Genomic DNA, 13,054 nt, shown 5'->3' with positions numbered 1-13,054 from the left:
GGCGGGCCGTGTCCCGCCCGTGAGGGGGCGGGACACGCGCGGGGTCGCCGTGATGGGGGCGGTCGCCTGGTGTCTGCTGCTCGGCGGCTGTGCGGCGGTCGATCCGCCGCCGGCCGGGGTGGGCGCCGGGGCGGACGGTGCGCCGTACGCGCCGGTCCGGCCGTGCGGCGACGACGGCTACCGGGGACCCCACCTGGACGGGCGGGCGCGCGGTGGCGGTGAGGGGCCCGTCACGACCGGGTGGGACGTGCGGCGGCAAGATCTGCACGGCGACGCCGAGTTCCCCCTCTTCTCGCCGCCCGGCGACTGGCGGACGGCCGGGTGATGAGCCGGGCGGCTTCGAGGGGCTCGCCGCCCGGTCCCGCTGAGTCGCGCCGCCTTGTCGCGGAGACGCTCTTCACGCTTCATGGTGGTCGTAGGGAAAGCCGTCCGGTACCAGGAGTGCGACACATGACCACAGCACGGGATCTGTTCATCGTCGGCACCGACGTCCCCGGTGACCGCCCCGTGGAACAGGGCGACCTGTCGCTGGCGCTCGCGGGGGCCGAGCTGGTCGACCTGCTCGGCGCCCGCGCGGCGACCCTGGAGGGCGACCGCGTCGTGCCGGGTCCGCCGATGACACTGGGCGACCGGATGCTGGACGAGGCCGGCTCGGCGCTGGTCCGGCGGGAGCCGTACGAGAAGGTCGACGACTGGCTGTGGCGCCGGGGCGAAGGGCTGGCCTCGGCCTACTTCGACGTCCTGGACACCGAGGGGCAGCTCACCGGCGAGCGCCGGCCCTGGTTCCCGCGCCGGCCGCGCGGCGCGGCGGCCGCCGACACCGCGGCCCGGCGGCAGGCCACCGACCGCTGGGAGTCCCGCGAGCCGGTCCTGGCCACGCTCGCGGCGGCCCTGGGCATCCAGGGCGGGGAGCGGGCCGGGGAGGACTTCACCGACGAGCCGGTCGTGACCGTGCTCGCCGCGGTCGGCGACGCGGTGACCGAGCTGACCGCCGTGCGGCAGCGCCGGGAGATCGAGAACGCGGCCTTCGACAACATCTGGCGGGCGCCCTGACCGAGCGCACCGGCTGCCCGCTTCCCGGCGGGCAGCCCCCGCCGTCCCCGTACCGGGCGCCCCCGCCGTCCCCGTACCGGGCGCCCCCGCCGTCCCCGTACCGGGCGCCCCCGCCGTCCCCGTACCGGGCGCTCCCGCCGTCCCCGTACCGGGCGCCCTCGCCCGGGCGGCCGTCCGCGGTCCCGGCGACGCCGTGCCGGGTGCGGAACCCGGGCGCGCCGGGCCTCCCGGGGACCCCTGCGCGCCGCCTCAGCTCGGCGACGGCCCGCCCGCGGTCGGCGTCGCTCCCGAACCCCGTCCGGGTCAGGGCGCCGGGCGGGACGCCGGTGGAGCGGAACGGCACCAGGTCCGTTCCGCCGCACCGGCACGGCAGCGCGCCGGGATGTTCGTCGGCGGGTGGGGCGCCGTCGTCTTCGGCCGTGCCCCCGCTGTGACTACTCGGCCGGCTCCACGCCCGCCCGGAGCAGCCCGTAGGTGTAGGCGTCCTCCAGGGCCTGCCAGGACGCGGCGATGACGTTCTCCGCCACGCCGACCGTGGACCACTCGCCGCCGCCGTCGGAGGTGGAGATCAGGACGCGGGTGGTGGAGGAGGTGCCGTGCACGCCCTCCAGGATGCGGACCTTGTAGTCCACCAGGTCCAGCTTGGCGAGCTGCGGGTAGATCTTCTCCAGCGCCACCCGCAGGGCGCGGTCGAGGGCGTTGACCGGGCCGTTGCCCTCCGCGGTGGCGACGATCCGCTCGCTCTTGGCCCACAGCTTGACCGTGGCCTCGTTGGCGTGAGTGCCGTCGGGGCGGTCCTCCACGATGGCCCGCCAGGACTCGACCTGGAAGTACCTCAGCGGCCTGCCCTCGACCTCGGCCCTGAGCAGCAGCTCGAAGGAGGCGTCGGCGGCCTCGTAGGTGTAGCCCCGGAGCTCGCGCTCCTTCACCCGCTCGACCACCCGGCCGACCAGCTCCCGGTCGCCGCCGAGGTCGATGCCGAGCTCCTTGCCCTTCAGCTCGACGGAGGCCCGGCCGGCCATGTCGGAGACCAGCATGCGCATGGTGTTGCCGACCAGCTCGGGGTCGATGTGCTGGTACAGGTCGGGGTCGACCTTGATCGCGGAGGCGTGCAGCCCGGCCTTGTGCGCGAAGGCGGAGACGCCGACGTACGGCTGGTGCGTGGACGGCGTGAGGTTGACGACCTCGGCGATCGCGTGCGAGATCCGGGTCGTCTCGCGCAGCCGGCCCTCCGGGAGCACCTTCTTGCCGTACTTCAGCTCCAGGGCCGCGACCACGGGGAACAGGTTGGCGTTGCCGACGCGCTCGCCGTAGCCGTTGGCCGTGCACTGCACGTGGGTGGCGCCGGCGTCGACGGCGGCGAGGGTGTTGGCGACCGCGCAGCCGGTGTCGTCCTGGGCGTGGATGCCGAGCCGGGCGCCGGTGTCGGCGAGGACCGTGGAGACGACCGCGTTGACCTGGGCGGGCAGCATGCCGCCGTTGGTGTCGCAGAGGATGACGACGTCGGCGCCGGCCCGCGCGGCCGTGCGCACGACCGCCTTCGCGTACTCCGGGTTCGCGCGGTAGCCGTCGAAGAAGTGCTCGCAGTCCACGAAGACCCGGCGGCCCTGTTCGCACAGGTAGGACACGGTGTCCCGGACCATCTCCAGGTTCTCGTCCAGCGTGGTGCGCAGTGCCAGCTCGACGTGCCGGTCGTGCGACTTGGCGACCAGCGTGATCACCGGGGCGCCGGAGTCCAGCAGCGCCCTGACCTGGGGGTCGTCCGCCGCCTTGGAGCCGGCGCGGCGGGTGGCGCCGAAGGCGACGAGCTGGGCGTGCCGGAAGTCGATCTCCTCTTGCGCCCGCGCGAAGAACTCGGTGTCCCGCGGGTTGGCGCCGGGCCAGCCGCCCTCGATGAAGCCCACGCCGAAGTCGTCCAGGTGCCGGGCGATGGCGAGCTTGTCCGCGACCGTGAGGTTGATGCCCTCGCGCTGCGCGCCGTCGCGCAGCGTGGTGTCGAAGACGTGGAACGAGTCGTCGAGCTCGCTGGTTTCCGTCTCGGTCATGAGTTCAAGGCTCCTGATTGTGAATCTTCGGTCTTACCGGAATGTCCGGCTCCACCGCCCCTGCGATACTCCTCGCGCCGCGCCTCCCGGCCGTGGGTGAGCCGGAAAACGAAAAGACCCCTCGCGGGTGCGAGAGGTCTGCGCGCGGGTCTGAGACGACGATGGCCACCCGCACCTGGTCGTACGAGGTGGTCACTGCGGACCGGCGCGCCTGCTGCCGATAATCATGGCGAACGAGGGCACGGAGGAAGTTTCGCACAGTCCGGGCCCCTCCCGGCCCACCGTCTCAGCATGCGGTCGCCGTGGTGGACGGCGCCCGGACAGCGGGCGGCCGCGCGGCGCCCGGCCGCGCGGTGTCAGGCGGGGTCCGGTGCGTGCAGCGCGTCGGCGAGGAACTCCCGCACATGGGACATCACCTGCTCGCGGCCCGTGCCGCGCAGGCCGATGGCGACATGGATGGAGAAGCCGTCGAGCAGGGCGCGCAGCCGGGTGGCGAAGCGGTCCGCGTCGACCGGCCGGAACTCGCCGCGCGAGACGCCCTCGGCGATCAGCGCGACCAGGTCGCGGTGCCAGGCGCCCTCGATGGCGGCCTGCCGCTCCCGGGCGTCCTCGGGGGCGTTCTGCGAGCGGTTCCACACCTCGAGCCACAGGGTCCAGTGCGGGTCCCGGTGGCCGTCGGGGACGTACAGGTCGACGTACGCCGCCAGCCGTTCGCGGGCCGGGCCCGGACGGGCCAGCAGCCGGCCGCGCTCGGCCCCGAGCCGGCCCTCGCTCCACTCCAGGGTGCGCAGCAGCAGCTCGTCCTTGGAGCGGAAGTAGTAGAGCAGGTGGCCGCTGCTCATCCCGACCTCACGGCCGAGCGCCGCCATGGTGAGCTTCTCCAGACCGCGCTCGGCGATCATGTCCATGGCGGCGGCGAGGACCTCCTCGCGCGGCGGCGCGTTCCTGCGCGCACCGGCCATCGGCTGCTCCTAGCTCTTCGGCTGCTGCTGGGTGATGCAGTGGATGCCCCCACCGCCGGCGAAGATCGTACGTGCGTCCACCGGCGTCACCTCCCGGTCGGGGAACAGGCGGCGGAAGACGCCGGCCGCGACCTCGTCGTTCGGGTCGTCGAAGGCGCACAGCACGACGCCGCCGTTGCACAGGTAGTGGTTGATGTAGGAGTAGTCGACCCAGTCGCCCTCCTCGTCCTTCAGTACGGTGGGGGCGGGCACCTCGACGACCTCCAGGGGGCGCCCCCGGGCGTCGGTCTCGCCGCGCAGGATCTCCAGGTACGTCCTGGAGCGGGCGTGGTCCGGGTGGGCGGGGTCCCGCTGGCTGTGCACGACGACGGTGCCGGGCCGGGCGAAGGCGGCGACGATGTCGACGTGGCCCTGGGTGCCGTACCTGCCGTAGTCGCCGGTCAGTCCGTGCGGGAGCCAGATCGCCTTGGTGGTGCCGAGCCGGGCGTGGATCTCCGCCTCGACCCGCTCACGGCTCCAGCCGGGGTTGCGGCCGGCGCCGAGCTGGACGGTCTCGGTGAGCAGCACCGTGCCCTCGCCGTCGACATGGATCGCGCCGCCCTCGTTCACGAGCGCGCTGCTCAGCACCGGCACCCCGGCCAGGTCCGCGACCTGCCGGGCGATCTTGGAGTCGTGCTCCCAGCGGGCCCAGTCCTGGCCGCCCCAGCCGTTGAACACCCAGTCCACGGCGGCCGGCCGGCCCTCCTCGTCGAGGACGAAGGTCGGGCCGATGTCACGCATCCACGCGTCGTCCAGCTCGCGTTCCACCAGCTCGACGTCCGGGCCGAGCAGCGCGCGCGCCGACTCGCCCTGGCCGGGCCCGTGCACCATCGTCACCGGCTCGAAGCGGCGCACCGCGCGGGCCACGGCCGCCCAGGCGGCACGGGCCGCGGCCAGCTCCTCGTCGTCGGCGAAGGTCGGGTTGGGGCCCGGCCAGGCCATCCAGGTGCGCTCGTGCAGGGCCCACTCGGGGGGCATGCGGTAGGTCATGAACAGGTCCTTGGATCAGAGGAAGTAGAGCCGGTTGAGGGACACGGACTCGGCGGGTTCGGAGCGCAGCGGGTCGCCGTCGAGGGTGACCAGGCCGGTGTGCCGGTCGACGTCGACCGCTCCGGTGCGGGAGTTGAGCCGCAGATCGGCCGGGCCGATGCCGCGGGTGCCGCGGACGGCGACCCGGCGGCGCCGGGTGGGCATCGTGTCGTTCCCCTGCTCGGCGGCGGCGCGGGCGACGAAGGCGACCGAGAGGTCGGCGGCGGTGGCGCCGTACGAGCCGAACTGCGGTCCCAGCACCAGGGGTTCGCAGGTGTCGGTGGCCGCGTTGGGGTCGCCGGTCACGCCGTACGCCGGGAAGCCGGCCTTGAGGACGAGCTGCGGCTTGGCGCCGAAGTACTCCGGGCGCCACAGCACGATGTCGGCGAGCTTGCCGGTCTCGATCGAGCCCACCTCGTGCGAGAGTCCGTGTGCGATGGCGGGGTTGATGGTCAGCTTGGCGATGTAGCGCAGGACGCGGGCGTTGTCGTCGCCCTCGCCGTCGCCCTCCAGCGGGCCCAGCTCGGCCTTCATCTTGCCGGCCATGGCGAAGGTGCGGCGGACCGTCTCACCGGCCCGGCCCATGCCCTGCGCGTCGGACGAGGTGATGCCGATCGCGCCCAGGTCGTGCAGGACGTCCTCGGCGCCCATGGTGCCGGCCCGGATGCGGTCGCGTGCCATGGCGGCGTCGCCGGGCAGGTCGGTCTTCAGGTCGTGGACGGAGACGATCATGCCGTAGTGCTCGGCGACCGCGTCCCGGCCGAAGGGCAGGGTGGGGTTGGTCGAGGAGCCGATGACGTTCGGGACGCCGGCCATCTTGAGCACGTTGGGCACGTGGCCGCCGCCGCAGCCCTCGATGTGGAAGGCGTGGATCGTGCGGCCCTCCAGCACCCGGAGGGTGTCCTCTACCGAGAGGCACTCGTTCAGCCCGTCGCTGTGCAGCGCGACCTGGACGTCGTGCTCCTCGGCCACCCGCAGGGCCGTGTCGAGCGCGCGCGTGTGGGCGCCCATGTCCTCGTGCACCTTGAAACCGCTGGCCCCGCCCTCGGCCAGCGCCTCGACGAGCGGCGCCTCGTGGGACGACGAACCCCGGCCGAGGAAACCGATGTTGACCGGCCAGGCGTCGAAGGCGCCGAACGCGTGCCGCAGCGCCCAGGGCGAGTTGACGCCCACGCCCCACACCGGGCCGAACTCCTGGCCGATGATCGTGGTCACGCCGGAGGCGAGGGACGCCTCCATGATCCGCGGGGACAGCAGGTGCACATGGGTGTCGACGGCGCCGGCGGTGGCGATCAGGCCCTCCCCGGACACGATGGACGTGCCGGTGCCGACGACGACGTCGACGCCGTCCAGGGTGTCGGGGTTGCCCGCCCGCCCGATGGCGTGGATGCGCCCCTCGCGGATGCCGATGGACACCTTGCGGATGCCCTGCACCGCGTCGATCACGACGACGTTGCTGATCACGACGTCGCAGGTGTCGCGGACGGCGGCGGCCTTCAGGTGCAGCCCGTCGCGCGCCGTCTTGCCGAACCCGGCGAGGAACTCGTCGCCGTACCGCTGGGCGTCCGATTCGATCCGGACGGTCAGCCCGGAGTCGCCCAGGCGGATCCGGTCACCGGCGCGCGGTCCGTGGGTGGCCGCGTAGGCGTGCGGGTCGACGTGGATCGACCGGCTCACCTCGCGTCCCTTCGAGCGGCTCATCGCTCCTCTCCTCCGTCCCTCGAGTCCTGCTCCGTGACGCCCAGGTATCCGCAGGCCGCGGCCCTGCGCAGCGCCTCCCGCTTCGCGCCGGGCGCGTCCAGCGGCCCGTCGACCAGGCCGGCGAAACCGATCGCGATCCGCTCGCCGCCGATCGGCACCAGGCCGACCTCCTCGCTCTGGCCCGGCCCGAACCGCACCGAGGAGCCGGCGGGCACGGCGAGCCGCATGCCGTAGGACCTCTCGCGGTCGAAGTCGAGCCGCGGGTTGGCCTCGAAGAAGTGGAAGTGGGAGGTGACGGAGACCGGCACGCCGGCGGTGTTGGTGACGCGGAGCCGGACGACCGGCTCGGGGTCGGCGTGCTCGGGACCCGGCAGCAGCGCGCCCGGCGCCCGCTCCCCCAGGCCGCCGCCGATGGGGTCGGAGACCACGGCCAGCCGGGAGCCGTCGTCAAAGACGGCCTCGACCATCACCTCGGTGACGACGTCGGCCACGCCCGGCAGCACGTCGTCGGGTCCGAGCAGCGAGCGGGCCGCCTCCACTGCCTCCGCGAGCCGCCGGCCGTCGCGGGCCGCCTCGCAGACCGTGTCCGCGATCAGCGCGGTGGCCTCCGGCACGTTCAGCCGCAGACCGCGTGCCCGGCGGGCCCGGGCCAGTTCGGCGGCCCCGAAGAGCAGCAGCCGGTCCCGCTCGGTGGGGGTGAGTCTCACGACCCGGCACCTCCTTGTCGTCCTCGCCCGTCATCTGTCCGTTGTTCGGAGCAGTTAGAGCACCACTCTAAACACAGGCTCGGGGGAAGAGAAGGATCGGTGTGCCATATGGGCGGATATCATCTTGAGCACCGCTCGAATGTGTGTCGGCGAGACGGCAGCGGGACGGCGCCCGCACGCGCAGGCTCGCCCCGGACGCGCAGGGGCCGCCCCGGACGCGGAGTCCGGGGCGGCCCCTGGGTGTGCCGGCCGGGTGTCAGCCCAGCTTGTGCATCCAGCCGTGCTGGTCCTCGGCCTTGCCGCGCTGGATGTCGAGCAGCGCCTGGCGCAGGCGGAGGGTGACCTCGCCGGGCTCGCCGCCGCTCTGCTGCCACTCGGCGCCGGCCCGCTTGACCGTGCCGACCGGGGTGATCACGGCCGCGGTGCCGCAGGCGAAGACCTCGGTGAGGGTGCCGTTCTCGGAGTCGCGCTGCCACTGCTCGACCGAGACCCGGCCCTCCTCGGACTTGTAGCCGAGGTCGCGGGCGACGGCCAGCAGGGAGTCACGGGTGACGCCCTCCAGGATGGAGCCGGACAGGCTGGGCGTGACGATCCTGTCGCCGTACACGAAGTAGAGGTTCATGCCGCCCAGTTCCTCGACCCACTTGTGGTCCACGGCGTCGAGGTAGCAGACCTGGTCGCAGCCCTTGGCGGCGGCCTCGGCCTGGGCGAGCAGGGAAGCGGCGTAGTTGCCGCCGGTCTTGGCGTCGCCCATGCCGCCGGGGACGGCGCGGACACGGTCCTCGGAGACCCAGATCGACACCGGCCGCACCCCGCCCGGGAAGTACGCGCCGGCCGGGGAGGCGATGACGATGAACAGGTACTCGTTGGCGGGCTTGACGCCCAGGCCGACCTCGGTGGCGATCATGAACGGGCGCAGGTAGAGGGACTCCTCGCCACCGTGCGCGGGCACCCAGTCCTTGTCCTGCTGGACCAGGAGGTCGCAGGCCTCGACGAAGGTCTCGACCGGCAGCTCGGGCATGGCGAGCCGGCGCGCGGAGCGCTGGAAGCGCTTGGCGTTCTGGTCCGGGCGGAAGGTGGCGACCGAGCCGTCGGGCTGGCGGTACGCCTTCAGGCCTTCGAAGATCTCCTGGGCGTAGTGCAGGACGTTGGTGGCCGGGTCGAGCGGGATCGGCGCGTACGGAACGAGCTGGCCGTCGTGCCAGCCGCGGCCCTCGGTCCACTTGATCGTCACCATGTGGTCGGTGAAGTGGCGGCCGAAGCCGGGGCTGGCCAGGATCGCCTCGCGCTCGGCGGCGGCGAGCGGGTGGGCGGAGGGCTTGAGCTCGATCGTGGGCGTCGTCATGAGTGGTTGTCCTTCACCGGTGAGTAGTGACCGGGCCGCGCTCATGCCTGTCACCGGCCGGCGGCCGGTGCTAGGACGTCCGAGCTTTCCCTCATTTCGCGGCTCCGCGTTCGATTATCGCGCGCGGGCCACGACGGACGGAATCGGGGTGAAAGCGGCCCAGGGGTTGATGGTGGCACCCGGCGAGGCACAAAAGAAGCCGCCGGGTGCGTGTGCGACCCGACGGCTTCGTGCGTGGCGCGGCGGGTCAGCCGGCTACGCGTACGGCGAGGGCGTCGCCGATCTCGGAGGTGCTGCGGGCCGGCTTGCCCGCCCGCTCGATGAGGTCGGCGGCGACCGCGGCGTCGATGCGGTCGGCCTCGGCTTCGTAGCCGAGGTGGCGCAGCAGCAGCGCGACGGACAGGACCGTGGCGCTGGGGTCGGCCTTGCCCTGGCCGGCGATGTCCGGGGCGGAGCCGTGGACCGGCTCGAACATGGACGGGAACTCGCCGCCGGGGTTGATGTTGCCGGAGGCGGCCACGCCGATGCCGCCGGAGACGGCCGCGGCGAGGTCGGTGATGATGTCGCCGAAGAGGTTGTCGGTGACGATCACGTCGAAGCGGGCGGGGTCGGTGACCAGGTAGATGGTCGCCGCGTCCACGTGAACGTAGTCGGTGGTGACCTCGGGGTACTCCTCGGCCACCTTGTTGAAGACGTTCGTCCACAGGTGCCCGGCGAAGGTCAGCACGTTGTTCTTGTGCACCAGCGTGAGCTTCTTGCGCGGACGGGCCTGGGCACGGGCGAAGGCGTCGCGGACCACGCGCTCGACACCGTAGGCCGTGTTGACGGAGACCTCGGTGGCGACCTCGTGCTCGGTGCCCTTGCGGATGGTGCCGCCGTTGCCCGTGTAGGGGCCCTCGGTGCCCTCGCGGACGACCACGAAGTCGATCTCCGGCTGGCCGGCCAGCGGGGTGGAGACGCCGGGCAGCAGCTTCGACGGACGCAGGTTCACGTGGTGGTCGAAGGCGAAGCGGAGCTTGAGCAGGAAGCCGCGCTCCAGGACGCCGGAGGGCACCGACGGGTCGCCGATGGCGCCGAGCAGGATGGCGTCGTGCCGCTTCAGGGCGTCGAGGTCGGCGTCGGTGAGGGTCTCACCGGTGGCGTGGTAGCGCCTGGCGCCGAAGTCGTACTCCTCGGTCTCCAGCTTCACATCCTGCGGCAGGACGGCGGAGAGGACCTTCAGACCCTCGGCCACGACCTCCTGGCCGATGCCGTCACCGGGGATCACTGCGAGATTGATGCTGCGAGACATGTCGGCACCCTACTCCTCGTCCCAGAGGATGACATGCCCTGTCCGCGATGCGGACATTCGGGCTGCCGGCCGCCTCCGGGGTACGGCGCGGCGTGGGCCGCGCCGCACCCCGGGCGGGTGCGGCTCCCGGATCGGCGCCGGCTCAGTGGCCGGTCTCGCCGCCGTTGTCGCGGCGGTCGAGGGCGCGCTGCAGGGCGGCGGCGGCGTTCTTGCGCTCGGACTCGGTCGAGCGGGACACGTGGCGGACGCGGCGGCGGACGGTCGTCTCGGCCATGATGAATCGACTCCTTCGGGAAACCGGAGTGCGGCAAGGGGGTTGCGAGACTCCCGCACTGCCTAATGGGCGCGGGCGGGGCCCCCGATGGCGGCGAGCGGCGCCGCAGGGGTTGCCTGCACGGGCCCGGCTCACGACCGCCGTTCGCTGGATCGAGCGAGACGTTCGGCTCCTACAAAACTAAGCGAGCCCGCCGCGCCTGTCTGCACAATTACTCGGACTTCCTACTATCTGAGACGGCGGATCCCGCCACACGGCCATGACCTGCGCTTTGTCCGTGGGCTCGGGTGCGGCGTACGGACGCACAGGGGGAGGTCAGACGACGTCCCCGTCCCGCCAGTCGAAGACCAGGTCGTGAGCCGGGTCGAGCGGCCGCCCGGTGCCGACCGGCCGCAGCAGGACGCTTCCCTCCTCCTCCGGCAGCCGGACGACGCCGTCGGGCGAGAGGGCGCACACCCGTCCGTCCCACCGCTGCCAGCCCCGGGCCGCGTACAGCGGGGCGCCGTCCTCGCTCGCGCAGAGCGCACCGAGGTCGTAGGCCCGGTCGACGATGTGCTCCAGGGCCGCCATCACCCGCCCGCCGAGCCCGGTCCGGCGCACGTCGGCGCGTACGGCGACGGCCTCCACGTATCCGGTGCGCAGCCAGTGACCGCGGTGCAGCGTCCGGCGCATCACGACCGAGCCGTGCGCGGCGAGCCCGGCGCCGTCGTGGACGAGGGCGTGCATGCCGCCGAGGCCGTGGTCCCAGTCCTCGTCGCTGAGGTCGCCGTCGAAGGCGTCGTCCAACAGGGCCCGGACCGAGTGGAGTTCGGCGGACGCCAGAGCGGAGGTGTGGGCGGTGCGCAGACGAGGGGTCATGGCACCAGCATCCGACGCGGCCGCCGTGCTCGTCGCCCGGAAATGGCTTCGGGCCGGGAAGCCTGTTCGGGGATCAGGCTTCCCGGCCCGGGTTCACGGGGCGGGCGAAGGTCAGCCCATGTGCGGGTAGGAGTAGTCGGTCGGCGGGACCAGGGTCTCCTTGATGGCACGGGTCAGGGTCCACCGCATCAGGTTCTGCGGGGCGCCCGCCTTGTCGTTGGTGCCGGAGGCGCGGCCGCCGCCGAAGGGCTGCTGGCCGACCACGGCGCCGGTCGACTTGTCGTTGATGTAGAAGTTGCCCGCGGCGAAGCGCAGCTTGTCCATGGTGTACGCCGCCGCGGCGCGGTCGTTGGCGATGACCGACCCGGTGAGGGCGTAGTCGGAGACCGACTCCATCTGGGTCAGCATCTCGTCGTACCGCTCGTCCTCGTAGACGTACACGGCGAGGAACGGGCCGAAGTACTCGGTGGTGAAGACCTCGTTCTCCGGGTCGGTGCACTCGACGACGGTCGGGCGGACGAAGTAGCCGACCGAGTCGTCGTAGGTGCCGCCCGCGACGATCGTGCAGGTCTCGTCCGCCTTGGCGCGGTCGATGGCGGCCTTGTTCTTGGCGAAGGAGCGCTCGTCGATGACGGCGCCGATGAAGTTCGACAGGTCGGTGACGTCACCCATGGTCAGGCCGTCGACCTCGGCCGCGAACTCCTCCTTGAAACCGGAGTTCCAGATGGACGCCGGGATGTAGGCGCGGGAGGTGGCCGAGCACTTCTGGCCCTGGTACTCGAAGGCGCCGCGGGTCAGGGCGGTCTTCAGGATCGCGCGGTCGGCGCTCGGGTGGGCGACCACGAAGTCCTTGCCGCCGGTCTCGCCGACCAGACGCGGGTAGGAGCGGTACTTCTCGATGTTGTTGCCGACCGTCTTCCACAGGTACTGGAAGGTCTTGGTCGAACCGGTGAAGTGGATGCCCGCGAGGTCCCGGTGCTCCAGGGCGACCTTGGAGACCTCGATGCCGTCGCCGGTGACGAGGTTGATGACGCCCTTGGGCAGGCCCGCCTCCTCCAGGAGCTGCATGAGCAGCACGGCGGCGTGGGTCTGCGTCGGGGACGGCTTCCACACCACGACGTTGCCCATGAGCGCGGGGGCGGTGGACAGGTTCGCGGCGATGGCGCTGAAGTTGAAGGGCGTGATCGCGTAGACGAAGCCCTCCAGCGGGCGGTGGTCCATGCGGTTCCAGACGCCCGGGGAGTTCGCCGGGGGCTGCTCGGCGAGGATCTGGCGGGCGTAGTGGACGTTGAAGCGCCAGAAGTCGACGAGCTCACAGGGGCTGTCGATCTCGGCCTGCTGGGCGGTCTTGGACTGGCCGAGCATGGTGGAGGCGGCGATGGTCTCGCGCCAGGGGCCGGACAGCAGCTCGGCGGCGCGCAGGATGATCGCGGCGCGGTCGTCGAAGGACATGGCACGCCAGGCCGGGGCGGCGGCGAGGGCGGCGTCGACGGCGTCCTGTGCGTCCTGCTGGGTGGCGTGCCGCCCGGTGCCGATGACGGCCTTGTGGTTGTGCGGCTGGACGACCTGGAAGGGCTCACCGCCGCCGAGGCGCTTCTCGCCGCCGATGGTCATCGGCAGCTCGATCGGGTTCTCGGCCAGCTCCTTGAGCTTGGCCTCCAGGCGGGAGCGCTCGGGCGAGCCGGGGGCGTAGCCGTGCACCGGCTCGTTGACCGGGGTGGGGACCTGGGTCACAGCGTCCATGGGTTCC

General features: G+C 72.6%; 12 protein-coding genes. 2 read left to right on the top strand and 10 right to left on the bottom strand.

Features of this window, described 5'->3' with window-relative positions; translation table 11 throughout:
- The first annotated feature begins 19 nt into the window (after positions 1–19).
- The gene (locus tag ACFQ9Z_RS21720) at positions 20–325 is read left to right on the top strand and encodes a hypothetical protein (RefSeq protein WP_383020694.1); all 306 of its coding nucleotides are present in this window, start codon (positions 20–22) and stop codon (positions 323–325) included.
- Positions 326–450: 125 nt separating this feature from the next.
- Positions 451–1,053, top strand: coding sequence for a GPP34 family phosphoprotein (locus tag ACFQ9Z_RS21715; protein ID WP_383020689.1), 603 nt, complete (start codon positions 451–453; stop codon positions 1,051–1,053).
- Between the two features lie 434 nt (positions 1,054–1,487).
- Here the strand turns inward: ACFQ9Z_RS21715 and cimA are convergent, their stop codons facing one another.
- From cimA to pruA, 10 genes are all read right to left on the bottom strand, one after another.
- Entirely contained in the window at positions 1,488–3,098 is a 1,611-nt protein-coding gene (cimA, locus tag ACFQ9Z_RS21710) for a citramalate synthase (RefSeq protein ID WP_383020686.1), read from the bottom strand.
- Positions 3,099–3,454: 356 nt separating this feature from the next.
- Positions 3,455–4,060, bottom strand: coding sequence for a TetR/AcrR family transcriptional regulator (locus ACFQ9Z_RS21705; RefSeq protein WP_383020681.1), 606 nt, complete (start codon positions 4,058–4,060; stop codon positions 3,455–3,457).
- A 9-nt stretch (positions 4,061–4,069) separates the two neighbouring features.
- Complete coding sequence (locus ACFQ9Z_RS21700) at positions 4,070–5,089, bottom strand: agmatine/peptidylarginine deiminase (protein WP_383020674.1); 1,020 nt, start codon at positions 5,087–5,089, stop codon at positions 4,070–4,072.
- A gap of 15 nt (positions 5,090–5,104) precedes the next feature.
- On the bottom strand, positions 5,105–6,829 hold the full coding sequence (locus ACFQ9Z_RS21695; protein ID WP_383020671.1) for an urease subunit alpha: 1,725 nt from the start codon (positions 6,827–6,829) through the stop codon (positions 5,105–5,107).
- The gene (gene ureA, locus ACFQ9Z_RS21690) at positions 6,826–7,536 is read right to left on the bottom strand and encodes an urease subunit gamma (RefSeq protein WP_383020667.1); all 711 of its coding nucleotides are present in this window, start codon (positions 7,534–7,536) and stop codon (positions 6,826–6,828) included. Before ureA ends, ACFQ9Z_RS21695 begins: the two co-directional genes overlap by 4 nt.
- 256 nt (positions 7,537–7,792) lie before the next feature.
- Positions 7,793–8,881, bottom strand: a complete 1,089-nt coding sequence (locus ACFQ9Z_RS21685) for a branched-chain amino acid aminotransferase (RefSeq protein WP_383020663.1) — start codon at positions 8,879–8,881, stop codon at positions 7,793–7,795.
- Between the two features lie 247 nt (positions 8,882–9,128).
- A complete protein-coding gene (locus ACFQ9Z_RS21680; RefSeq protein ID WP_383020658.1) occupies positions 9,129–10,172 on the bottom strand; it encodes a 3-isopropylmalate dehydrogenase in 1,044 nt (347 codons plus the stop codon).
- Positions 10,173–10,314: 142 nt separating this feature from the next.
- Positions 10,315–10,446 (bottom strand): hypothetical protein, encoded by a 132-nt coding sequence (locus ACFQ9Z_RS21675; RefSeq protein ID WP_359553267.1) that lies wholly within the window; start codon positions 10,444–10,446, stop codon positions 10,315–10,317.
- A 315-nt stretch (positions 10,447–10,761) separates the two neighbouring features.
- A complete protein-coding gene (locus ACFQ9Z_RS21670; RefSeq protein ID WP_383020653.1) occupies positions 10,762–11,304 on the bottom strand; it encodes a GNAT family N-acetyltransferase in 543 nt (180 codons plus the stop codon).
- A 111-nt stretch (positions 11,305–11,415) separates the two neighbouring features.
- The gene (gene pruA, locus ACFQ9Z_RS21665; RefSeq protein WP_383020649.1) at positions 11,416–13,047 is read right to left on the bottom strand and encodes an L-glutamate gamma-semialdehyde dehydrogenase; all 1,632 of its coding nucleotides are present in this window, start codon (positions 13,045–13,047) and stop codon (positions 11,416–11,418) included.
- Positions 13,048–13,054 lie beyond the last annotated feature (7 nt).

The sequence above is a fragment of the Streptomyces sp. NPDC056580 genome (assembly GCF_042793175.1).
GTDB lineage: Bacteria > Actinomycetota > Actinomycetes > Streptomycetales > Streptomycetaceae > Streptomyces.
Note: the sequence above shows the minus strand (reverse complement) of the source record. Positions and strands in the feature narration are given on the sequence as shown.